The organism is Agarivorans sp. Toyoura001, assembly GCF_005405585.1.
In the GTDB taxonomy this organism is placed as follows: Bacteria; Pseudomonadota; Gammaproteobacteria; order Enterobacterales; family Celerinatantimonadaceae; genus Agarivorans.
The window spans coordinates 11,064-33,034 of the sequence record NZ_BJEQ01000001.1 but is presented as its reverse complement, the minus strand read 5'-3'; the positions used below and the strand labels follow the sequence as shown (position 1 = coordinate 33,034).

The 21,971-nt window shown below is 40.7% G+C and carries 22 protein-coding genes and 4 pseudogenes; 23 read left to right on the top strand and 3 right to left on the bottom strand.

The window, feature by feature from the left end:
• The first annotated feature begins 5 nt into the window (after nt 1-5).
• The 13 genes and pseudogenes from FFR00_RS00180 to FFR00_RS21840 all read left to right on the top strand — a co-directional run.
• Nucleotides 6-695 (top strand): cytidylyltransferase domain-containing protein, encoded by a 690-nt coding sequence (locus FFR00_RS00180; RefSeq protein ID WP_137671349.1) that lies wholly within the window; start codon nt 6-8, stop codon nt 693-695.
• The gene (locus tag FFR00_RS00175; RefSeq protein WP_137671348.1) at nt 695-1,468 is read left to right on the top strand and encodes an oxidoreductase; all 774 of its coding nucleotides are present in this window, start codon (nt 695-697) and stop codon (nt 1,466-1,468) included. The genes FFR00_RS00180 and FFR00_RS00175 overlap by 1 nt, the downstream gene beginning before the upstream one ends.
• The gene (locus FFR00_RS22000) at nt 1,465-2,001 is read left to right on the top strand and encodes a DapH/DapD/GlmU-related protein (protein WP_137671347.1); all 537 of its coding nucleotides are present in this window, start codon (nt 1,465-1,467) and stop codon (nt 1,999-2,001) included. Before FFR00_RS00175 ends, FFR00_RS22000 begins: the two co-directional genes overlap by 4 nt.
• Nucleotides 2,001-3,089, top strand: coding sequence for a hypothetical protein (locus FFR00_RS00165; protein WP_137671346.1), 1,089 nt, complete (start codon nt 2,001-2,003; stop codon nt 3,087-3,089). The genes FFR00_RS22000 and FFR00_RS00165 overlap by 1 nt, the downstream gene beginning before the upstream one ends.
• Nucleotides 3,090-4,258: 1,169 nt before the next feature.
• Nucleotides 4,259-4,798 (top strand): DapH/DapD/GlmU-related protein, encoded by a 540-nt coding sequence (locus FFR00_RS21785; RefSeq protein WP_201798663.1) that lies wholly within the window; start codon nt 4,259-4,261, stop codon nt 4,796-4,798.
• Nucleotides 4,792-6,000 carry a hypothetical protein gene (locus FFR00_RS00155; RefSeq protein WP_137671345.1) on the top strand — a complete coding sequence of 403 codons (1,209 nt, stop codon included), beginning with the start codon at nt 4,792-4,794 and terminating at the stop codon, nt 5,998-6,000. Before FFR00_RS21785 ends, FFR00_RS00155 begins: the two co-directional genes overlap by 7 nt.
• Nucleotides 5,966-6,802: a glycosyltransferase family 2 protein gene (locus tag FFR00_RS00150; RefSeq protein WP_161985055.1), complete on the top strand. Its 837-nt coding sequence runs from the start codon at nt 5,966-5,968 to the stop codon at nt 6,800-6,802. Before FFR00_RS00155 ends, FFR00_RS00150 begins: the two co-directional genes overlap by 35 nt.
• Nucleotides 6,803-6,958: 156 nt before the next feature.
• Nucleotides 6,959-8,032 (top strand): dTDP-glucose 4,6-dehydratase, encoded by a 1,074-nt coding sequence (rfbB, locus tag FFR00_RS00145; protein WP_137671343.1) that lies wholly within the window; start codon nt 6,959-6,961, stop codon nt 8,030-8,032.
• A gap of 9 nt (nt 8,033-8,041) precedes the next feature.
• Nucleotides 8,042-8,941 (top strand): glucose-1-phosphate thymidylyltransferase RfbA, encoded by a 900-nt coding sequence (rfbA, locus tag FFR00_RS00140; RefSeq protein WP_137671337.1) that lies wholly within the window; start codon nt 8,042-8,044, stop codon nt 8,939-8,941.
• A gap of 35 nt (nt 8,942-8,976) precedes the next feature.
• Nucleotides 8,977-9,513, top strand: a complete 537-nt coding sequence (gene rfbC / locus FFR00_RS00135) for a dTDP-4-dehydrorhamnose 3,5-epimerase (protein ID WP_137671336.1) — start codon at nt 8,977-8,979, stop codon at nt 9,511-9,513.
• On the top strand, nt 9,513-10,388 hold the full coding sequence (rfbD, locus tag FFR00_RS00130; protein ID WP_137671342.1) for a dTDP-4-dehydrorhamnose reductase: 876 nt from the start codon (nt 9,513-9,515) through the stop codon (nt 10,386-10,388). Before rfbC (FFR00_RS00135) ends, rfbD (FFR00_RS00130) begins: the two co-directional genes overlap by 1 nt.
• Nucleotides 10,389-10,419: 31 nt before the next feature.
• On the top strand, nt 10,420-11,193 hold the full coding sequence (locus FFR00_RS00125; RefSeq protein WP_137671341.1) for a glycosyltransferase family 2 protein: 774 nt from the start codon (nt 10,420-10,422) through the stop codon (nt 11,191-11,193).
• Nucleotides 11,194-11,235: 42 nt separating this feature from the next.
• Nucleotides 11,236-11,448 (top strand): annotated as a pseudogene (locus FFR00_RS21840) (IS30 family transposase); the annotation flags it as partial.
• 71 nt (nt 11,449-11,519) lie between these two features.
• On the opposite strand, the pseudogene FFR00_RS00115 reads toward FFR00_RS21840, so the two are convergent.
• Nucleotides 11,520-12,017: pseudogene (locus FFR00_RS00115) on the bottom strand (GNAT family N-acetyltransferase).
• The gene (locus tag FFR00_RS00110; RefSeq protein WP_137671340.1) at nt 11,992-12,285 is read right to left on the bottom strand and encodes a DUF1778 domain-containing protein; all 294 of its coding nucleotides are present in this window, start codon (nt 12,283-12,285) and stop codon (nt 11,992-11,994) included. The pseudogene FFR00_RS00115 and the gene FFR00_RS00110 overlap by 26 nt, the downstream one beginning before the upstream one ends.
• Before the next feature lie 309 nt (nt 12,286-12,594).
• Between FFR00_RS00110 and FFR00_RS00105 the strand changes: the two are divergent.
• From FFR00_RS00105 to ppiC, 8 genes and pseudogenes are all read left to right on the top strand, one after another.
• Nucleotides 12,595-12,807: pseudogene (locus FFR00_RS00105) on the top strand (type II toxin-antitoxin system Phd/YefM family antitoxin).
• 34 nt (nt 12,808-12,841) lie between these two features.
• Nucleotides 12,842-13,109: pseudogene (locus FFR00_RS00100) on the top strand (Txe/YoeB family addiction module toxin).
• A 213-nt stretch (nt 13,110-13,322) separates the two neighbouring features.
• Nucleotides 13,323-14,399 carry a dTDP-glucose 4,6-dehydratase gene (gene rfbB / locus FFR00_RS00095; protein WP_137671338.1) on the top strand — a complete coding sequence of 359 codons (1,077 nt, stop codon included), beginning with the start codon at nt 13,323-13,325 and terminating at the stop codon, nt 14,397-14,399.
• Nucleotides 14,400-14,408: 9 nt separating this feature from the next.
• Nucleotides 14,409-15,308 (top strand): glucose-1-phosphate thymidylyltransferase RfbA, encoded by a 900-nt coding sequence (gene rfbA, locus FFR00_RS00090; protein ID WP_137671337.1) that lies wholly within the window; start codon nt 14,409-14,411, stop codon nt 15,306-15,308.
• A 35-nt stretch (nt 15,309-15,343) separates the two neighbouring features.
• Nucleotides 15,344-15,880, top strand: a complete 537-nt coding sequence (gene rfbC, locus FFR00_RS00085; protein WP_137671336.1) for a dTDP-4-dehydrorhamnose 3,5-epimerase — start codon at nt 15,344-15,346, stop codon at nt 15,878-15,880.
• Nucleotides 15,880-16,755, top strand: a complete 876-nt coding sequence (rfbD, locus tag FFR00_RS00080; RefSeq protein WP_137671335.1) for a dTDP-4-dehydrorhamnose reductase — start codon at nt 15,880-15,882, stop codon at nt 16,753-16,755. The genes rfbC (FFR00_RS00085) and rfbD (FFR00_RS00080) overlap by 1 nt, the downstream gene beginning before the upstream one ends.
• An 81-nt stretch (nt 16,756-16,836) precedes the next feature.
• Nucleotides 16,837-18,003 carry a nucleotide sugar dehydrogenase gene (locus FFR00_RS00075; RefSeq protein WP_137671334.1) on the top strand — a complete coding sequence of 389 codons (1,167 nt, stop codon included), beginning with the start codon at nt 16,837-16,839 and terminating at the stop codon, nt 18,001-18,003.
• Nucleotides 18,004-18,119: 116 nt separating this feature from the next.
• Nucleotides 18,120-18,398, top strand: a complete 279-nt coding sequence (gene ppiC / locus FFR00_RS00070) for a peptidylprolyl isomerase PpiC (RefSeq protein ID WP_137671333.1) — start codon at nt 18,120-18,122, stop codon at nt 18,396-18,398.
• A 92-nt stretch (nt 18,399-18,490) separates the two neighbouring features.
• On the opposite strand, the gene FFR00_RS00065 is transcribed toward ppiC, so the two are convergent.
• On the bottom strand, nt 18,491-19,147 hold the full coding sequence (locus tag FFR00_RS00065; RefSeq protein WP_137671332.1) for a glycine zipper family protein: 657 nt from the start codon (nt 19,145-19,147) through the stop codon (nt 18,491-18,493).
• 310 nt (nt 19,148-19,457) lie between these two features.
• On the opposite strand from FFR00_RS00065, the gene FFR00_RS00060 reads away from it, so the two are divergent.
• Together FFR00_RS00060 and FFR00_RS00055 are read left to right on the top strand one after the other, a co-directional pair.
• Nucleotides 19,458-20,765, top strand: coding sequence for a flippase (locus FFR00_RS00060; RefSeq protein ID WP_161985054.1), 1,308 nt, complete (start codon nt 19,458-19,460; stop codon nt 20,763-20,765).
• The gene (locus tag FFR00_RS00055; protein WP_137671330.1) at nt 20,755-21,966 is read left to right on the top strand and encodes an O-antigen polymerase; all 1,212 of its coding nucleotides are present in this window, start codon (nt 20,755-20,757) and stop codon (nt 21,964-21,966) included. The genes FFR00_RS00060 and FFR00_RS00055 overlap by 11 nt, the downstream gene beginning before the upstream one ends.
• Nucleotides 21,967-21,971 lie beyond the last annotated feature (5 nt).

The window sequence follows — 21,971 nt, the reverse complement described above, 5'->3', positions numbered from 1 at the left end:
ACCCAATGAAAAACTATGCATTTATTTTTGTTCGCGGGGGCTCAAAAGGCTTACCTGGCAAGAACATCAAACCACTTGCTGGAAAACCTCTACTGCAATATTCGATTGAAACAGCGAAAGCTTGTGCATCGATTAGCGATGTTTTTGTTTCAACTGATGATACCGACATTGCCGAAGTCGCCGTGGGTTGTGGTGCGACATTGATCGAACGCCCACAAGAACTAGCAACAGACACAAGCCCAGAGTGGCTTTCATGGCGTCATGCTGTTGAGTGGGTACAAGCCAATTGTGGCGAATTTGCTCACTTTATTAGTCTGCCAGCAACGAGCCCTTTACGAAGTGTTGAAGACGTGGAATCGTCAATCCTACAACTTCAGAAAGATTCTGCGGATATTTGTATTTCCGTGACTCCCGCAAGCCGCAGCCCATTTTTTAACATGGTAAAGAAAAATGAGCACGGCTTGGTTGAATTAGTGAATAAGCCAAGCGGTGAAGTGGTGAGACGACAAGATGCTCCGGAAGTGTTTGATATTACTACCGTTGTGTATGCGACAACCCCTCGCTTTGTCTTGGATAATTATGGACTGTTCAGTGGCAAAGTGACGAGCATCGAGGTACCGAAGGAAAGGGCAGTAGATATCGATGATATTTATGATTTTAAACTAGCAGAAGCTATTGTTATGGGGGAAGAGTGATGAATGAACTTCTAAAGAGTAAGACGATCTTAATTGCTGGAGCTGGGGGCCTATTGGGATCTCGTTTAGTTCCTGCTGTGCTTGCTCAGGGAGCAAAAGTTATTGCTGCCGATATCAATGTTGATGCAACGAAAGAACGTTTAGAGAGTGTGGGGGTTGAACTGGATAACGAATCACTCTCGTTAGTTGAGCTGGATGTGACCAATGAGCACTCAGTGAAGGCTTTTTTTGAGGGTTGTAATACGCCGTTAGATGGGGCCGTAAACACGACTTATCCAAGAAACAAAACCTACGGTAAGCATTTCTTTGATGTGAGCTTTGACAGTTTCAATGACAATCTGTCTCTGCATTTAGGGAGTGCGTTCTTGTTTGTTCAGCAAGCTGCCGCTTATTTCAAGCGCACCGAACATCCATTATCATTAGTGAATATTTCCTCGATATATGGTGTTGTCGCTCCGAAGTTTGATATTTATGAAAACACTCCGATGACGATGCCAGTTGAGTATGCCGCGATCAAATCAGCGATCCAGCATTTGAGTAAGTACGCTGCAGCCTACGTTAATGACAGCCGTTTTCGTATAAATTGTGTAAGCCCTGGTGGGATCTTTGATCATCAACCAGACGCATTTATAGAGGCTTACAAAAACAACACCCATGGAGCAGGCATGCTAGATGTACAAGAAGTTGTCGGTTCTGTACTCTTCTTGCTCTCTGAGCAGTCTCGTTATGTGACCGGGCAGAATATTGTCGTGGATGATGGATTTAGTTTATGATCAAAGATATTTTAAGTAAGCGAAATTTTGATTTTTCTAGCGATCGACTTGGTCCTGACTGCCCATTTACACATTGGAAACTGTTTTTTAAAAAAAGTAAAAAGAGACTATGCCAAAGTAAGTTTATAAGTTTCGCAGATTGTGCTGATTTTCGTCCAGGAGCTTACGCCATCTATTGTTCCAAAATATCAATTGGTGCAAAGGTGATTATTAGACCTGGTAGTATGTTATTTGCAGATCCTCGAGGAGATAAGCCAAACATAGTTATTGGAGATAATGCTATGTTGGGTAGTTGCGTACATATTTATACTGCTAATCATCAGTATAAAGATCCCTCTGTTGACATTATATTTCAGGGTCATGCTGATGTTAAGCCAGTGGAAATTAAGGAAGGGGCTTGGATTGGAGCCAATGTTACTATTCTACCAGGAGTAACAATTGGACGGAGAAGCGTTGTCGGTGCAGGGGCTGTTGTGACAAAATCAGTACCAGATAATACTGTGGTTGCAGGTAACCCTGCGAGAGTAATCTGATGGGTAATGTATTTTTATGCACGACTGTTAAGCATGTTTTTACTGCGTTGTTTTTTGCTGACAAGTATCTGAAACGTGAAAGTAATATTATATTGTGTGCAATAGATCATCAAAATATAAACAACAGTTTAATGAATTCTTATGAGGAAACCTTTCCTGAAATAGAGTTTATTTTTTATAATGAAAATGAGTTAATTAACGAATTTAGAGCTAATAACGCATTGAGTTTTAGTGGTTTTTTGTCAAGAAATATTAAAATAAATACAAAGGAACTTAAGTTTGAGCTATCAGTTGATTTTTTGAAAGAAAAACTAGTGAGAATGGGTGTTCCAGAGCTGAATGTTGCATATATATTTCATGACCGAACCTTTACTTCAAAGTTCTTCCTTTATAGTGATACAAGTGAGGTGAAAATGATTGAAGATGGTAAGGTTAATTACTATAAACAACCTGTGGGCAACATACTTAAGTCATTAATCCGATTTTTTTTAAGGTTAGACCCTAAGTGGTTTGTCTTAGGTGAAAGCCCGCGAATATCGAAGGTGTATTATAGCAATATTGATGAGTCACCGTTAACCCTGAAGGGAAAGTCAAGTTCACTTGGAGATATTTATTCGCTCAGTAAATCAATGCAATCAAAAATGTTAAGTTTTTTCAGCTATGAACGTTTTAACTGTGAGTTGGTTTTCTTAACTCAGGGCCTCGACATCGCTGGCTTGTGCTCTAAAGCAGATAAGTTGAACATATATGACGAAGTTGTCGGGGTTATATTAGAAAATAAAGAAGTTAATAGTTTGTGCATAAAACTTCATCCAAGTGAATCTGTAGATGACTATAACTTTATTAAGCTTAAATATGGCAAAAAAGTTATCATTGAAGATAGGAAAATTCCATTCGAAATTTACAGTTTGTTAGAGCCTAAACCTGTTGCTATTTCTCTATTTTCAAGTTCAAGCTATATTAGAACTGGTCGTTTAACCTCCGTTATTAACTTAATTGAAGATGAAAAGAAATGGCGAAAATTTGATGTGGACGAGATAAAGAAAACATCAATTAGCCAGTTGAAGTCTATAGATGAATATTTTTAAAAGGTATAGCAACTCATCGTTAATGTATTACTTGCTTGGTGAGGTTATATCGAAAGTATCTCCTTTCTTACTGCTTCCATTAATATCTAACGCTTATGGCCTAACAAACACAGCATATTATTCGAATGTACTGATTTACGCTAATGTGATTCAAATGCTGATGACGGGTTGGATTGTTGCGTATATTCCTATTTCTTATATAAAATCAGTTAAAAGATGTAAGATTTTAGTTAGAATGGTAATGATGTCTAATATGGCGTTGTTGATTTTTTTTTCGGTATTGTCGCTCTTCTTTGAAGGCTCTCTATTTACTTACAGTTTTATTTTATCATGTGGGTTTTCAATTAACTCGATGTACTTGATTATTTTACAAGTGAAGGGGGAGGCTAAGAGTTACGTTTTATTCAATACATATAAATCGACAACTATTCTTGTGCTATCAGCGTTATTAGTTTACTACAGTTTAGGGGATATAAACCATATAGTGAATATAAACATTGTATGTACATTAGTATTTTCAATGTTCTCGATCTACAAGTTATTCTCGATAGGGTACTTAAGTGTTGGGATTACGTCATATAAATTGATCGTTAGAGTCGTTAAGTTCGGCTTTCCTTTAATTCCTGGTATGTTATTGGTCCCTGCAAAAAGCATAGTTGATAGGTTTTTTATCAGCGACTTTTTTGGAACTGAGGTGGAAGGGGTCTATGTTATTGCATTTCAGTATTCACTTGGCGTATCGTTGATCGCTATGTCGTATGTGAAGTCAATTACCCCTGAACTTTTGGGTGGGTTAAATGAAGATAAAAGAGGCATAGTTGCTAAACTCTTTTATAAATATCTCATATTTGTTCTGATTGCTAGTTGTTGTTTACTTCTTTTTATCCTTTTCGGGAGGGGGGCGTTATTCCCGAACTACAATGGAAGTATCAACTTTCTCGTGGTTTTTATAGTTGCAGTCCTATTTCAAGTATCTAGTAGTTTTATGACTTCATATTATCAAGTGAAACTAAAGACAAAGGTACTTATGATGGTTAATTTTCTTTTCTTTTTGATTAATATTATCGTACTGTATAGCTTTGGAAGTTCTAGTATCTTTATTTATATGTTGATTGTTTTATTTATTTCACTCTGTCAGTTTATTGCTTTATATAAGTTAGGGTTTAAAGATGCAATTTAGGAAAACACTTAATAGAATTCTTTCAGGAGTTTTTTCACGGTTATCAAGCCTAACCGATAATTTGAGATATCAAAAATACTCTTTCTATATAGATAGTTATGACATAGAGCCTAAAGCTAACTTTTTTAAGGGTAGTGATACTTATGTATATGGAGAAGGTAAATTCAGTGTTAAACAAGGAAGCTACTGTGGAGCTAGATGTGGTATTTATGTAGACCAAAATTCAGCTGTTTTAATTGGAGCCAATACAGCTCTATCTCACAATGTCAGAATATATACTTCAAATAGAAACGCAGATGATGTCATTCATGGAATGACCCCAGTAACTGTCAAGGTTGGGAGTGTTAGTATTGGTGACAACTGTTGGATAGGCGCAAATGTGTTTATCTGTGAGGGCGTAAGTATAGGTGATAATGTGGTTGTAGGAGCTAATTCAGTTGTCTCGAAAGACATACAATCAAATAGTATCGCTGTCGGCGCTCCTATAAGAGTGATTAAAGCGTCTGTAAGGAAGGTAAATAAGTGGTAGAGGTAAGTTCACTTATATTTTTCTTGTTAACTCTTGTTTTGATTATATTGTATGTCAAGAACAGAGTGTCTCTTTTCTCTTTTGTTTGCTTTGCTCCTATTACTTTTTTTGGCGCATTGTTCAATATTGGGTTTCTTACGTTTGGTATTTTGCTTCCTTTCTTTATAGATAAATTTAAGATGTTAAGGTTAAAGAAAGCTATTAGCGTGTCTTTTTCTATTTCAATGGTAACATTTTTCGTTATTTTCCTATCTTACTTGAATGACGCATCACTAATTCTTAATTTTGTCAAATACATTCAAACTATTGTCGTTTGGACTACCTTAATTTTATTTGCATACTCCAAAGAAGTGATGACAGAAAGAGTGGTAAAGAAACTTTCTATTACTTATGTAACTCTAATCTTTTTTTCTGGAATAGTAATTCATTTTCTATTCAATGGCTATGATGAAGGAATGATTAGATTTAGTGCTATTTATTTTGATGCTAACTATTTTGGTTTAGTGTGCTTGTTATTATATTTTATATTAGATATCTATAGGATTAATAGTTATAGACTAAAGAATATTTTCTTTTTAATGGTCTTCGCATCATTATCTTCTACGGCAATTGCATGTTTGCTTGTGTATATAATTGTAAGTAAAACAAGGTTTATTCCTATTTTAAATGGATGGTTTCTCTACTTTTTGATACTAATTTTAAACGCTGCTTATATAAATATGATGGTTTATTTGGAAGCCTTTAAGCCATCAGATGATAGTAGTATGTTCATTACTTATAAACTGGTTTCATTATCACATAGATTGCGTGTTCAATTTGATGCACTCGATATGATATCAAACAATTATGGGTGGGCTATAGGTTATGGAAGCGGAAGAAATATTGAGTTGGTTGGTTTAGCTTTACATAATGGATTTCTACAATATATATTTAGTCACGGCATTGTATATTTTTTACTAAATGTGTTTATTATTTGTTACTCCTATGAAATATTAAGGTTCAGGACAAAAAAAACAAGAGATAGAAGGAAACTTATGGCCATCTATTTAGCTTTGGTACTTTCGTGCTTTTTACTTGACCCCTTTATATCGTTGTTTATGCATGTTGTTGCTCTTTTTTATTCTTCTTATATTAATTACCAAGAGCGTATATCCTTATGGAGGGGATGTGAAAATAACTTTAATTCAAGCAACCTTAGGTAGAGATTCAGAGTTGAAGAGGTATATTGACTCGATGAAAAAGTCAATTGATCTATTACCTGATAATGTTGTGCCAAAGCTTATGATTATCGATCAGAATGAACCAACGTTTTTATCTTTTCTTCACTCTTACGATGAAGGATCGTTGATCAACCATATATCATCACCAAATGTCGGTTTGTCATTAAATAGAAATTTGGGTTTGAGTATGACAAACTGTGGTGTGGTCGGATTTCCAGACGATGACTGTACATATTATGAAGATACTTTGACCTTTGTAGCCAACTTCTTCGAAAAAAATAAAGATGTTGATGTACTAATTGGTCGGTTATTTGATCGCGATAAAAATGAGAATATTCTTAAAAACTGGCCACTAAAAGCAATGAAAGTCAACTATCTTAATTTTTATCAAGTGTCCTCATCAGCTACAATGTTTGTTAGATATCAATCTAACTTAACATTTGATGAAAAATTAGGTCTAGGAACCAAATTTGGCTCTTGCGAAGATCCCGATTTTATTTATAGACTTATTAAAGATGGGAAAAATATAGTCTACTCACCAGAGCTTCATATTTGGCATCCCAACCCAATAAGTAGTGAAATAGCCTTGATGAAAACATATAGCTATGCATCTGGTCTTGGAGCTTTCCTAAGGAAAGATTTGTCTTTCGTTAAGCTAAACTTACTTACCCTTGCTGTACTAAAGAAAATATATCAGTATATTTTTTTAAAAACTAAATTTAAAAAAGGCCACTTTTATCAATTCTTTAGAGGCTTATGGTACGGATTTGTCAATTATAGATAAAATGATGACTATATTGATGGTTAGTTTTAGTATTGGAATGGGTTTTATGCTCACAATATAATCCTAATTATTCAAATGATTGCAATTGATATCTGGTCGATAGTTAATATGTGCTTTTTATATTTGAAGCTCATTGTTTTAATGTAGGTTTACACCATGCGAATATTAGTCACCGGCGGCGCCGGTTTTATTGGCAGCGCGGTGGTGCGCCATATTATAGATAATACCAACGATGGTGTATTAAACGTTGATGCATTGACTTATGCCGGTAATGTGGCCTCTTTAGATGCGGTGGAATCTAATCCGCGTTATCACTTTTTACAGGCCAATATCTGTGACAGTGCTGCTATGGCCAAAGCTTTTGCTGAGTTTAAGCCAACGGCGGTAATGCATTTAGCGGCAGAGAGCCATGTCGACCGCTCAATAGATGGCCCAGGTGAGTTTATTCAAACCAATATTGTTGGTACTTACACCTTGTTAGAAGCAGCGCGCGAGTATTGGGCGGGTTTAGAGGGGAAGGCTAAAGATGACTTTCGTTTCCATCATATCTCTACCGATGAGGTGTATGGTGACTTAGAAGGTACCGAAGGTTTATTTTTAGAAACTACGCCTTATGCGCCTAGCTCTCCCTATTCAGCCTCTAAAGCCTCAAGTGATCACTTAGTACGCGCTTGGCATCGTACCTACGGCTTGCCGATTGTTATCACTAATTGCTCTAATAATTATGGGCCTTATCACTTCCCTGAAAAACTTATCCCGCATGTTATTTTAAATGCCTTGGAGGCCAAAGCCTTACCAGTATACGGTGATGGTTTGCAAATTCGCGATTGGCTGTATGTCGAAGACCACGCTCGTGCGCTTTACAAAGTGGTGACTACCGGTGAGGTAGGGGAGACCTACAACATTGGTGGCCATAATGAGAAAACCAATATAGATGTAGTACGCACTATTTGTAGTTTGTTAGAAGAGCTCGCCCCTAGTGAGGCTAAAGCCAAACTCGCGGCGGCAGGCCACAGTCACTTTGAAGACCTCATTACCTTTGTTAAAGATCGCCCAGGACATGATGCGCGTTACGCGATAGATGCTTCTAAAATTGCTAATGAACTGGGGTGGACGCCAGAAGAAAGCTTTGAAACAGGCATTCGTAAAACTGTTATGTGGTATTTAAACAATCAGCAATGGTGGCAAGATGTGCTAAGTGGTGATTACCGTTTAGAGCGATTGGGCTAGGAGCCATTTATGAATAACATCAGTGCTAAACCCTACAAAGGGATTGTATTGGCCGGCGGCAGTGGTACCCGCTTGCATCCTATTACTATGGGTACCTCTAAACAGTTATTGCCAATTTACGATAAGCCGATGATTTTTTACCCGCTCTCGGTATTAATGCTTTCTGGCATTAAAGATATTTTGCTTATTTCTACTCCCGAAGATTTACCCAATTATCAAAAAATGCTGGGCGATGGTAGCCAATTTGGTATTAACTTGAGTTATGCCGAGCAGCCTAGCCCAGATGGCCTAGCCCAAGCCTTTATTATTGGTGAGCAATTTATTGGTGATGATAATGTTGCACTAATTTTGGGTGACAATATTTTTTATGGCCAGCATTTTAGTAATAAGTTATTAAATGCTACTGGTAAAGCCACTGGCGCTACCGTATTTGGTTATCATGTTACCGACCCAGAGCGCTTTGGTGTGGTGGAGTTCGATAAACAGGGCAAGGCTTTAAGCATTGAAGAGAAGCCAGCACAGCCTAAATCAAACTACGCAGTCACCGGTTTGTATTTTTATGATAACCGCGTAGTAGAGATTGCTAAAGCCATTAAGCCATCGCCACGCGGTGAGCTAGAGATTACCGATGTGAACATGGCGTATCTTGAAAAAGGCATGCTGAATGTAGAGCTGCTCGGCCGCGGTTTTGCGTGGTTAGATACCGGCACGCATGACTCCTTATTAGAAGCAGGTCAATACGTACAAACCATTGAACATCGCCAAGGCTTAAAAGTCGCGTGCTTAGAAGAGATTGCTTTTCACCAAGGTTGGCTGAGTGAGCAAGGCTTGCAGGCTCAGGCTAATGCCCTGAAAAAAACCGGCTATGGGCAATACTTACAACGGCTTTTAGACGAGCAGCACGCGTAAGCACCAAGCCAGCAATAAGATTAAGGAATGTAACAGTGAACGTGTTAGAGACGTGTATCGCCGATGTAAAAATCATCGAGCCTAAGGTGTTTGGTGATGAGCGCGGCTTTTTTCTAGAGACCTTCCAAGCCGAGCGTTATAAAACGGCGCTAAATATTGATATGGATTTTGTGCAAGATAACCACTCCCGCTCAGGATTAGGTGTATTACGCGGTCTGCATTTTCAAAAGAGTAAGCCGCAAGGCAAGTTAGTACGCGTAGTACGCGGTAGTGTGTTTGATGTGGCTGTGGATATCCGCCCTGACTCTCCCACTTTTGGCAGTTGGGCTGGGGTGGTGCTCAGTGAAGAAAACAAACGCCAGTTTTGGGTGCCGCCAGGCTTGGCCCATGGCTTTGTCGTGACCAGTGAAGTGGCTGATTTTGAGTACAAATGTACCGATTACTATGACCCAAGTGATGAAGGCTGCTTAGCTTGGGATGATAGTGACGTGGGTATACAGTGGCCACTTAAAGATGTGTTGCTCTCAGATAAAGATAAGCAAGGTTTGGCCTTAAAGGAACTATTCGCGTAATGAAAATATTGCTAACTGGTGCCAATGGGCAACTAGGTTCATGTCTGCAAGACCTTGCCGAAACTAACCCGCAATTTACGGTAATCGCTACTGACTTCCAAGATTTGGATATTACCAATGAGCAGGCCGTAATCGATTTTGTTGCTAGTACTCAACCGGATGTTATTGTAAATGCCGCTGCGCATACTGCCGTAGATAAAGCGCAAACAGAAGTGGAGTTAGCAACAGCAATAAACGCCAAGGGCCCTGAATATTTGGCTAAGGCTGCCAAGCAAGTGGGCATCCCTATCATTCATGTCTCTACCGATTATGTGTTTGACGGCACTGCTACCACCCCTTATTTACCCACTCACCCAGCCAAGCCTTTAGGGATTTATGGTGAAACCAAATGGCAGGGGGAAGAAGCAGTGCGTAATACCTTAGCGGAACATATTATTATTCGCACCGCCTGGGTATTCTCGGAGTATGGGAACAACTTTGTGAAAACCATGCTGCGCTTAGGTGGTGAGCGAGAAGAGCTAGGCGTCATTGCCGACCAATATGGCTGCCCCAACTATGCAGGGGATTTAGCCGCGGCTATTTTACATTGTTGTGCGCAAATAAAAGGCGGCAACACCGCTTGGGGCTCTTATCACCACTGTGGGGATTTACCCACCTCTTGGCATGGTTTTACCAGAGCGATTTTGGCTGAGGGACTTGCCCAAGGCAAGTTGACCAACGCAGCAACGTTAAACGCGATTAAGACCGAAGACTACCCACTACCGGCGCCACGTCCAGCGTACTCAGTGATGGATTGTAGCAGTATGTTTGATGCTTGGGGTGTGGGAGCCAGTGATTGGCGCAGCGCCTTATCTAGGGTCGTTGCCACGTTGTAATTTACAGGTTTATTAAGGATTCATTCTCTATATGTCGGTTTTTATATCGGTTGTATCTCATGGACATGGGAAATTGATTCAAGAGTTAGGCTGCTTACTTGAGCTTGCCAAGCATTTTCATGTTGTTGTCAAAATAAATAAAAAAGAGCCTGAGTTACTTCCTTATTTTGAAGGGCACGGTATTCACTACATTGATAGTGATTATGGCTTAGGTTTTGGCCATAACAACAATATGGTATATCGCTATTGTCAACATCAACTTGGTATGAAACCTGACGATATTTTTTGTGTGTTTAACCCAGATGTAGTGTCTACTTCTGCTGTATTTAAACAACTTCTGGAACGGATGAAGTTGGATAATTGCCAATTAGCAGGGGTCAACCTCTACAAAGATGAAGACTTTACTATTCCAGATAACTCTATTCGGCACTTTCCCTCTTTGTTCGAATTAGTGAAATCTTTTCTTGGCTTGGGCAATAATACCCAGATCGATAAAAGCAAGGTGTTAACTCCAATATCAGTTGATTGGGCAGCAGGTTCATTCCTAGCATTTAAAAGCTCTCTCTATCAACAGTTGAAGGGTTTCGATCAGGGTTACTTTATGTACTGTGAAGACATCGATATTTGTTTTCGAAGTAAACAAATGGGTGTTCCTCTGACTTTTTATCCAGATATCAGAATGTTACACCTTGCGAAGCATGCCAACAGGAAAATATTCTCTAAACACTTTTATTGGCACGTATCGAGTGTTGTTCGCTTCTTAATGTCGAAAATAGGTTTGGTAACACCTAAAACGTTACTGTAATTTCTGTTCAATACGGCGGGGTGCCCAAATAGTATTAACTCTTCTTACCCTTACAGAACATGGGTGCGAGGATCCAATGAAAACGCCAATGGCTTATTGAGACAATACGTTAAAAAAGGAACAGACCTAATAGCAGTCGGTGATGACGATATTGAAAGGGCTCTGCGTAGAATAAACTATCACCCGAAAAAGTGTTTGGGGTTCAAGCAATCCGCAGTCATTTTCAAAGGAATGATGGAGGCGCTTGAGAATTAACAATGTCGCAGTTCGTAGTTGAGTTCGGGCCTAATTTTTTAAAAAGTTGTTAAGTCATTGGTTAAACTCGACTAGTCTAAGCTCGCTCTGACATCAGCGATTGTAATAAATAACTTGTTGTCGGCGTCCTGAAACGCAGTAAAACCATACCGTTTGTAAAATTGTTTAGCACCACCTTTGGCGTCAACAGCTACGATAGGTAAAGCCACGCTATCACTCGCTGTGAGTAGTTTTCTCAAGGCATCAATCAAAAGCCATTAGCCGTAACCGTTGCCTTTGTATCGGTCATCTACTGCTAAACGAGCGATTAAACCACCTGAGGTGGTTGACTGGTGCTTTTTCTGAAGCTTTGCCGGTAGCGCTTTCAAGTCAATAGGCGTCATTGTTAGCGTATAAAAACCAATGACATGTTGTTCATTGTTTTCATCTTCCAAAACAAATGTTCTAGTGTTGTCTTTTTTAGCTTGCTGACTCGCCATTACTTTTAAGTAATTGTTTAATGCTTCAGTTCCGCAGTTGAATCGGTTTCTGTCATGTTTTGCTTTATCGAGAAGTACCGTATTCATCATTGAGTTTTATTCTCAAACGACTAGCAGCAGCTTTAAGTTCTGAATTGACACTTGCAGGCTTATCGAGAGCGTCCATAAGTAGGATTGCGTCTGCTTGGCTGAGTTTGAGTGCTTGTTCACGTTCAATGACTTGCTTCGCCTTTTCAACGGTAGCGCTTAAAACGAATGAGTTAATGCTAGACATTCCAGCAATAGCAGCCTCTTTAGTTAGCAAATCTTGTGTATCCACATCAACTCTCGCTGTGATGCGTGGTAATGTAGTAGCCATAGTGATTCTCCAGTTGTGTCAAAATGTCACACTAAATGTTATGGGCTTAGAGTGTGAGTTTAGCAACCGTTGTGTCACTTTGGCACGTAACCAACAAACGATTAAGGCAGATCCCCAGCGCTTATATGCCCCCCAGCTGATGATATCGGACCTTAGGCCCAGGAATGCTGAAATCGGTGGCTCTGAATAGAGCTTTATTGGTTCATTAAGCGTTTACGTTGCCTTATTAATACCTCATGTCCGGTTTTCTCTACAAGTTAGTGTGTGAAAGCTACACTTGTGCCATTAACTGTACATGTAAAGACCCTTATGAAAATCGTATCTTTTACTGAAGCGAGAAATGGTCTAAAAGCTGTTTTAGTTGGTGTAGTTAATGATGCTGATACAACCGTCATTACAGGTCGTGACTCTGAAGATGCTGTAGTTATGTCTTTAGCTTACTACAACAGCCTTATGGTGACAGCTCACCTGCTACGCTCTCCTTAAAACACGGAACACTTAAATCGTTCAATAGCACAGTAGCGCGCGGGTAAAACAACAGCTCGAGAGTTTATTGATGAGTAGTAGTCAACGCTTATTGTTGTGGACAGATGACGCTTGGGATGACTACTTATATTGGCAAACTAGAGATAAGAAAACACTCAAGCGCATCAACAAACTCATCAATGATGTTAAGCGCTCTCCATTTGAAGGCATCGGCAAACAAGCAGTTAAAAGAGAATTTATCTGGTTTTGGGTCTCGTCGTATTTGTGACACGACTAGGCTTGTTTACGCAGTCTATGATCAAGCGATAACGACAATTTCGTGTCGGTACCACGACTAAATTAGGTACAGCGATCTGGTATCTAAGAACTTGAATAAGTCGGCAAAAGATTGCTTAACCAATGGCCGAAGCTTATGGTTTACAGCAATCTGGAAGGTGTTTTTAGGAGTGGATCGAGAAAGGTTTAACGAATGGGGGAAAAATGCCTATGATTTGTTACTATACGGTAGTTTTTAAATATTCCTTTATTTTCAATGTTAAGTGACCCTATAAATGAATAAGATCCTCATAACCGGCAGCGCCGGTTTTATTGGCAGCGCGGTGGTGCGCCATATTATAGATAATACCAACGATGGTGTATTAAACGTTGATGCATTGACTTATGCCGGTAATGTGGCCTCTTTAGATGCGGTGGAATCTAATCCGCGTTATCACTTTTTACAGGCCAATATCTGTGACAGTGCTGCTATGGCCAAAGCTTTTGCTGAGTTTAAGCCAACGGCGGTAATGCATTTAGCGGCAGAGAGCCATGTCGACCGCTCAATAGATGGCCCAGGTGAGTTTATTCAAACCAATATTGTTGGTACTTACACCTTGTTAGAAGCAGCGCGCGAGTATTGGGCGGGTTTAGAGGGGAAGGCTAAAGATGACTTTCGTTTCCATCATATCTCTACCGATGAGGTGTATGGTGACTTAGAAGGTACCGAAGGTTTATTTTTAGAAACTACGCCTTATGCGCCTAGCTCTCCCTATTCAGCCTCTAAAGCCTCAAGTGATCACTTAGTACGCGCTTGGCATCGTACCTACGGCTTGCCGATTGTTATCACTAATTGCTCTAATAATTATGGGCCTTATCACTTCCCTGAAAAACTTATCCCGCATGTTATTTTAAATGCCTTGGAGGCCAAAGCCTTACCAGTATACGGTGATGGTTTGCAAATTCGCGATTGGCTGTATGTCGAAGACCACGCTCGTGCGCTTTACAAAGTGGTGACTACCGGTGAGGTAGGGGAGACCTACAACATTGGTGGCCATAATGAGAAAACCAATATAGATGTAGTACGCACTATTTGTAGTTTGTTAGAAGAGCTCGCCCCTAGTGAGGCTAAAGCCAAACTCGCGGCGGCAGGCCACAGTCACTTTGAAGACCTCATTACCTTTGTTAAAGATCGCCCAGGACATGATGCGCGTTACGCGATAGATGCTTCTAAAATTGCTAATGAACTGGGGTGGACGCCAGAAGAAAGCTTTGAAACAGGCATTCGTAAAACTGTTATGTGGTATTTAAACAATCAGCAATGGTGGCAAGATGTGCTAAGTGGTGATTACCGTTTAGAGCGATTGGGCTAGGAGCCATTTATGAATAACATCAGTGCTAAACCCTACAAAGGGATTGTATTGGCCGGCGGCAGTGGTACCCGCTTGCATCCTATTACTATGGGTACCTCTAAACAGTTATTGCCAATTTACGATAAGCCGATGATTTTTTACCCGCTCTCGGTATTAATGCTTTCTGGCATTAAAGATATTTTGCTTATTTCTACTCCCGAAGATTTACCCAATTATCAAAAAATGCTGGGCGATGGTAGCCAATTTGGTATTAACTTGAGTTATGCCGAGCAGCCTAGCCCAGATGGCCTAGCCCAAGCCTTTATTATTGGTGAGCAATTTATTGGTGATGATAATGTTGCACTAATTTTGGGTGACAATATTTTTTATGGCCAGCATTTTAGTAATAAGTTATTAAATGCTACTGGTAAAGCCACTGGCGCTACCGTATTTGGTTATCATGTTACCGACCCAGAGCGCTTTGGTGTGGTGGAGTTCGATAAACAGGGCAAGGCTTTAAGCATTGAAGAGAAGCCAGCACAGCCTAAATCAAACTACGCAGTCACCGGTTTGTATTTTTATGATAACCGCGTAGTAGAGATTGCTAAAGCCATTAAGCCATCGCCACGCGGTGAGCTAGAGATTACCGATGTGAACATGGCGTATCTTGAAAAAGGCATGCTGAATGTAGAGCTGCTCGGCCGCGGTTTTGCGTGGTTAGATACCGGCACGCATGACTCCTTATTAGAAGCAGGTCAATACGTACAAACCATTGAACATCGCCAAGGCTTAAAAGTCGCGTGCTTAGAAGAGATTGCTTTTCACCAAGGTTGGCTGAGTGAGCAAGGCTTGCAGGCTCAGGCTAATGCCCTGAAAAAAACCGGCTATGGGCAATACTTACAACGGCTTTTAGACGAGCAGCACGCGTAAGCACCAAGCCAGCAATAAGATTAAGGAATGTAACAGTGAACGTGTTAGAGACGTGTATCGCCGATGTAAAAATCATCGAGCCTAAGGTGTTTGGTGATGAGCGCGGCTTTTTTCTAGAGACCTTCCAAGCCGAGCGTTATAAAACGGCGCTAAATATTGATATGGATTTTGTGCAAGATAACCACTCCCGCTCAGGATTAGGTGTATTACGCGGTCTGCATTTTCAAAAGAGTAAGCCGCAAGGCAAGTTAGTACGCGTAGTACGCGGTAGTGTGTTTGATGTGGCTGTGGATATCCGCCCTGACTCTCCCACTTTTGGCAGTTGGGCTGGGGTGGTGCTCAGTGAAGAAAACAAACGCCAGTTTTGGGTGCCGCCAGGCTTGGCCCATGGCTTTGTCGTGACCAGTGAAGTGGCTGATTTTGAGTACAAATGTACCGATTACTATGACCCAAGTGATGAAGGCTGCTTAGCTTGGGATGATAGTGACGTGGGTATACAGTGGCCACTTAAAGATGTGTTGCTCTCAGATAAAGATAAGCAAGGTTTGGCCTTAAAGGAACTATTCGCGTAATGAAAATATTGCTAACTGGTGCCAATGGGCAACTAGGTTCATGTCTGCAAGACCTTGCCGAAACTAACCCGCAATTTACGGTAATCGCTACTGACTTCCAAGATTTGGATATTACCAATGAGCAGGCCGTAATCGATTTTGTTGCTAGTACTCAACCGGATGTTATTGTAAATGCCGCTGCGCATACTGCCGTAGATAAAGCGCAAACAGAAGTGGAGTTAGCAACAGCAATAAACGCCAAGGGCCCTGAATATTTGGCTAAGGCTGCCAAGCAAGTGGGCATCCCTATCATTCATGTCTCTACCGATTATGTGTTTGACGGCACTGCTACCACCCCTTATTTACCCACTCACCCAGCCAAGCCTTTAGGGATTTATGGTGAAACCAAATGGCAGGGGGAAGAAGCAGTGCGTAATACCTTAGCGGAACATATTATTATTCGCACCGCCTGGGTATTCTCGGAGTATGGGAACAACTTTGTGAAAACCATGCTGCGCTTAGGTGGTGAGCGAGAAGAGCTAGGCGTCATTGCCGACCAATATGGCTGCCCCAACTATGCAGGGGATTTAGCCGCGGCTATTTTACATTGTTGTGCGCAAATAAAAGGCGGCAACACCGCTTGGGGCTCTTATCACCACTGCGGTGATTTACCTACCTCTTGGCATGGCTTTACCCGTGCGATTTTGGCTGAAGGGCTAGCCCAAGGTAAGCTAAGCAAGGCGGCGAAACTAAATGCTATTAAGACCGAAGACTATCCTTTACCCGCGCCGCGCCCAGCATACTCTGTAATGGATTGTGGCAGTATGTTTGATGCTTGGGGAGTGGGGGCCAGTGACTGGCGCAACGCCTTATCTCGCGTCATTGCCAAGTTATAATTGAGTGACAAATGTTTTAAGTTATAAAGTGTCACCATACATAGCAAACATTATTATGCCCACTTTTGTAGAGAAGAGTTAATGAAGATAGCAGTAGCTGGTACAGGTTATGTAGGACTGTCCAATTCTATGTTGATTGCACAGCATCACGAAGTGGTCGCTGTAGATATTGTTCCTGAAAAAGTAACCTTACTGAACAACAAACAATCGCCGATTGTAGATGTTGAAATTGAAGACTTTTTAGCCAATAAAACCCTTAATTTCACCGCCACTTTGGATAAGCAACAGGCTTATGCCGATGCTGACTACGTAATTATCTCTACGCCTACCGACTATGACCCAGAGACTAATTACTTTAATACTAAATCGGTAGAAGCGGTAATTGCCGATGTATTGGAGATTAATCCCCAAGCTGTAATGGTAATCAAATCAACTGTGCCAGTGGGTTACACCAAATCTGTACGGGAAAAGTTTGGTGTTGATAACGTAATTTTCTCGCCTGAATTTTTGCGCGAGGGCAGAGCGCTGCACGATAACCTACATCCATCACGAATTGTAGTGGGGGAGGAATCTGAACGTGCACAAGTGTTTGCCGATTTGTTGGTAGAGGGGGCAATAAAAGAAAACATTGATGTACTGCTTACCGATTCAACCGAAGCAGAAGCGATTAAACTATTTGCAAATACTTACCTAGCGCTGCGCGTGGCTTACTTTAATGAGCTCGATACCTATGCCGAAACCCATGGCTTAGACAGTCGCCACATTATTGAAGGCGTAGGCCTAGACCCGCGTATTGGTAATCACTATAACAATCCGTCTTTTGGTTATGGCGGTTATTGCTTACCTAAAGATACAAAGCAGTTGCTAGCTAACTACAAAGACGTACCCAATAACATTATTGGTGCGATTGTAGATGCAAACACTACTCGTAAAGACTTCGTTGCGGAATCGATTGTAAAACGCAATCCAAAGCGAGTAGGGATATATCGTCTTATTATGAAGTCGGGGTCTGATAATTTTAGGGCATCGAGTATTCAAGGCATTATGAAGCGTATAAAAGCTAAGGGTATTGAGGTAGTCATTTACGAGCCGGTGATGGAAGAAGATGAATTTTTTCACTCAAAAGTATATCGCGATTTAGAAGAGTTCAAGAAAAGCTGCGATGTCATTATCGCTAACCGCATGGTAGATGATATTAAAGATGTTGCTGATAAAGTGTATACCCGCGATTTGTTTGGTAGTGATTAACATTCATCACTTTCTATTTACTCAAAAGCCGAGGTGTTTACTTTGGCTTTTGAGTTAGTTATTTAGCTGAACTATAAGCTTGACGTATAATCGCTTTTATTTAATTAGGAACCATTATGGCAAGAACAGCCGCCGCCTTACACATTTTGGTAAAGCATAAACAACAAGCTGAAGACATTATCGAGCAGCTTAAAAATGGTGCCAAATTTCAAACTTTAGCTAGAAAATTCTCATCTTGTCCTTCTGGTAAAAAAGGTGGCGATTTAGGTGAGTTTAGGCGCGGTCAAATGGTGCCGCAGTTTGACAAGGTATGCTTTAGTGGTGAAATACTCGTGCCACACTTAGTGAAAACTAAACACGGCTGGCATGTGGTTAAAGTGCTATATCGAACTTAATCTCCGGGCTTTTTTGTCAATTACAAGCTATAGACCTGAAGAGTTAGCTGAATAGTTATTTTTTAGAGCTATTGTTTCAGCGTGTTAAAGAACTACGAACAACTTTCTGGAAGGTTGTGCTCAAGTCTAATCTGTTTCAGTTTAGTTAAGCTTTCTGACAGTTCGGTTTGGGCTTCAAGTACATTACTCACTTGTTTATCTAGCTTGATAATTTCGGCATAACTGGCGTTTAGTTTATCGACATCCCCAGTCTCTGCGTAGCTCAGGGCTTCAAGCCATACACCAGCCTCTTGGTAATGTAGCTCGCTGGTGGCTTTGGATAACTTAGCTTTACTTAACGCGCCAGAGTAATCACATTTAGCCAATGCAACTATGCCATCAACCGCCGGCTCGCCAATAGCGGCAATAAGCTGTTGTTTACTTGGTAGTTCATTGGAGCTGTTTTCACTAGCTTGTTGTGGTGTTTCCTTTGCAGAGCTTTGTTTAGCATCTTGCACTGCACCTACAGCAGCACCTGATGCTGCACCTACGGCTGCGCCTCTCGCGGCCGATTCCAAAGGATCGCCGCCCCAAATTAATCCCGATACTAGTCCGCCAGCAGCGCCTGCTAAAGCGCCTGTTCCAGCGCCTTCTGCGGTATTTGCGCAGCCACTAGTGTTAAAAAGGCTAATGGATAGAAAGCTCGCTGAAGCAAGCTTGAGTAATAGCTTTTTGTTCGGAATAATTTGTTTTAGTAAGCTTATGGCCATTTTACGTCCTTGGTGTAATAGCGTTCGATTATCCAGGCGTTTTACCGCAGTGGTAATTAGGGAGCTCTTTTCTAAATAGTAAACTATGCGTAAGTGAAAAGCTGTTAATTTACTCAATTGATGTTAGCTCACGGTTTAGTATTTTTTAGGTAATAACTGAAACATAATATTGGGCTAAACCGAGTTCAGTGGTACATTTGTGCTGCGAAATCATTAACTTTTTGTTTTGTTTGTTAATAAGTATATTCAGTAAGGATACTGAAGAAAGCTAAGGATCAGTTATTAGATATATAACATCATGGGTAATGGCGTGAAAGTTACTCATATTCTTTGGAACATGCTTGGGTTGCTGTTCCCGCTGCTCGTCGCCGCGATTTCCATACCAAGTTTAATTGAAAGTATTGGCCTAGAGCGCTTTGGGTTTATAGCCCTTGCTTGGGCTGCCATTGGCTATGCCAGTATTTTAGATTTAGGGATTGGAAGGGCTGTCACGCAAAAAGTAGCAAGCTACATTGGTGCTAATCAGCACCAATGTATTTCTCCTTTGGTATCTACTGCTCTCACTTTAACCTCTATATTTAGTGTGATTTCTCTGTTTGCTGTGATCGTCTTTTTAGCGGCTGGCTTACAAGAGTACATTCCACGCGAAGATGTCACTAATGAAGAACTTACATGGTCGATTGCTTTACTTGCTTTAGCTATTCCGTTGCAAGCGTTAAGTGCCACCTATAAGGGGGTTAACGAGGCTTATCTAAACTTTAAGGGAATTAGTGTTCTTCGCATGCTGCTTGGCGCTGCAAATTTCGGCCTACCTTTTATCGTTTCTATGTATAGTCAGAACCTAAGCTTTCTTATTGCTAGCTTGGTCGTTTCTCGGCTTGTCGCTTTTTTTGTTTATCGGGCTTTTGCTAATAAACAAATGGATGAAGCTAACTTGCAGCGAGTATTTGTTTTTGAGCTTAGTTTAGTACGAGAACTCTTTACGTTTTCCGGTTGGGTCACTTTAAGTAGTGTTATTGGGCCGTTCCTGGTTCAGGTAGATCGCTTCTTTATTAGCATTTTGTTGTCGGCTTCTGCGGTCACGCTTTATGTGATTCCTTATGAGGTGTCAGTTCAATCTTTAGTGGTGGTTGGAGCGATTAGTTCAGTTGCTTTTCCTACCATTAGTCGGCTGCTTACGGCTGATAGGCTGCAAGCTAGCGCTGTTTTTAAGCGTTGGTTAATCATCGTAATTATCGGTATGGCCTTTGTGTGTGGCTTGTTGTTTTGGCTAATGCCTTATCTATTAAGACTATGGGTGGGGCAGTTTGTTGATGATAGCTCAATTCTGGTAGGCCAAATTATGTGTGTGGGTGTTTACCTTAATGCGATAGGGGCAATGTTATATGCTTGGTTGCACGCTAACGGTAAAACTAAAATTACTGCGTTAGCGCACTGCATTGAGCTGCCGATTTTTGTCGGTTTACTCTATTTTTCTATTAGCCAGTGGGGCATCGTAGGGGCAGCTATTGCTTGGGTAATTAGGGTGTTGCTTGATACAAGCCTGTTGTCTTTAGCAACATTGAGTTTGGCAAAACAGCATAATGCTAATTCGGAAGATGCTTTAGATGTTTCCTAGCTTACTGTCGGTCATTGCGTGTGTCATTGCCTGCTCCTTTGTGGTGTTTAATAATGTTGTATTTAAAGACTTTCGACACCCTGCCATTATTCACTCCGTTATGTGGGCGTCTATTTTAGTGCTACATACCTTTGTGCCGCATGGTTTGTTTCCTGCTGGACCTCATGTTCTCTCGGTGGTTTTGTTTTCTCTAGCTTGCTTTACCGGGGGCGCAATTCTTGTTGCTTATTTGTTTCAGCACCGAAATACCGAAGACATTGTGAGTCGTTATGACGTTCCGTATTTTAGGCGATTTTATATTGGCTACTTTGTTATGGCAGCCTTGGTTTCGCCATTAATGTTTAATCGAGCTCGGTCTATTGCCGCCCATGGCACCACCGATTCATTTATGATGAATCTTCGGCTCGGCTTAAATAACGAAGCCTTTGGTGGCAGCTTTGGTTGGATGGGATATTTAAGCTTAGTGGCTTTGTCGGCCTTATTTCTTGTTGCTTTAGATATTGGCAACAAGCGAGGAAAACAGTGGTTTTTACTGATACTTCCTGTTGCGCTGTTCTATGTACTAATGAGTACCGGACGAACTTACTTTTTTCTTTTAGTTATTACTCTGCTGTTCATTTTTTCGTTTATTAAACCCGAAAAATTTGGCTTAAAAGTTTTTGCTAGTGGTTTTTTCCTCATATTTGTTTTCTTTTTTTTAATTGGAACCATTATGGGAAAAGTAGGTGAAGGGTCGGGTGGTGCTCTTTCAGCGCTTTATGTTTATCTGCTCGGTGGCGTATCGGCAATAGATGTTGTATTGAGCTCTCAGCCCGATTTAGCTTACGGTTCAAACACATTTAGAACGTTTTACGCTGTGTTAGCCAAGTTAGGTTTTGAATGGAACCCAGTTAAGTTGGTGAAAGACTACGTATACATTCCACATGCTACTAATGTGTATACGGTTTTTTATCCGTATTATTTGGACTTTGGCTTAAGTTACATACTCATTTCACAATTTGTATTTGGTGTTTTTCATACCGTTTTATACAAAGGTGCAATACGCGGAGGCTATGGGTATATTCTTGCGTACTCAATTAGCGTGTACGCTTTGTTTATTCAATGGTTCCAAGATCAGTATTTATCCTTACTAACCTCTTGGCTCATTGTTTTTGCATTGCTTGCTATGCCACTTATCTTGACTAAAAAAAGCGCGAACTAAGGACT

Coding starts and splice junctions, on each gene's coding strand:
- ppiC (WP_137671333.1), top strand. CDS start 18,120: ATGGCAAGAACAGCCGCCGCCTTACACATTTTGGTAAAGCATAAACAA.
- FFR00_RS00075 (WP_137671334.1), top strand. CDS start 16,837: ATGAAGATAGCAGTAGCTGGTACAGGTTATGTAGGACTGTCCAATTCT.
- FFR00_RS00165 (WP_137671346.1), top strand. CDS start 2,001: ATGGGTAATGTATTTTTATGCACGACTGTTAAGCATGTTTTTACTGCG.
- FFR00_RS00065 (WP_137671332.1), bottom strand. CDS start 19,147: ATGGCCATAAGCTTACTAAAACAAATTATTCCGAACAAAAAGCTATTA.
- FFR00_RS00055 (WP_137671330.1), top strand. CDS start 20,755: ATGTTTCCTAGCTTACTGTCGGTCATTGCGTGTGTCATTGCCTGCTCC.
- rfbA (WP_137671337.1), top strand. CDS start 14,409: ATGAATAACATCAGTGCTAAACCCTACAAAGGGATTGTATTGGCCGGC.
- FFR00_RS00180 (WP_137671349.1), top strand. CDS start 6: ATGAAAAACTATGCATTTATTTTTGTTCGCGGGGGCTCAAAAGGCTTA.
- rfbA (WP_137671337.1), top strand. CDS start 8,042: ATGAATAACATCAGTGCTAAACCCTACAAAGGGATTGTATTGGCCGGC.
- rfbD (WP_137671342.1), top strand. CDS start 9,513: ATGAAAATATTGCTAACTGGTGCCAATGGGCAACTAGGTTCATGTCTG.
- rfbB (WP_137671343.1), top strand. CDS start 6,959: ATGCGAATATTAGTCACCGGCGGCGCCGGTTTTATTGGCAGCGCGGTG.
- FFR00_RS22000 (WP_137671347.1), top strand. CDS start 1,465: ATGATCAAAGATATTTTAAGTAAGCGAAATTTTGATTTTTCTAGCGAT.
- rfbB (WP_137671338.1), top strand. CDS start 13,323: ATGAATAAGATCCTCATAACCGGCAGCGCCGGTTTTATTGGCAGCGCG.
- rfbD (WP_137671335.1), top strand. CDS start 15,880: ATGAAAATATTGCTAACTGGTGCCAATGGGCAACTAGGTTCATGTCTG.
- FFR00_RS00110 (WP_137671340.1), bottom strand. CDS start 12,285: ATGGCTACTACATTACCACGCATCACAGCGAGAGTTGATGTGGATACA.
- FFR00_RS21785 (WP_201798663.1), top strand. CDS start 4,259: ATGCAATTTAGGAAAACACTTAATAGAATTCTTTCAGGAGTTTTTTCA.
- FFR00_RS00125 (WP_137671341.1), top strand. CDS start 10,420: ATGTCGGTTTTTATATCGGTTGTATCTCATGGACATGGGAAATTGATT.
- FFR00_RS00175 (WP_137671348.1), top strand. CDS start 695: ATGAATGAACTTCTAAAGAGTAAGACGATCTTAATTGCTGGAGCTGGG.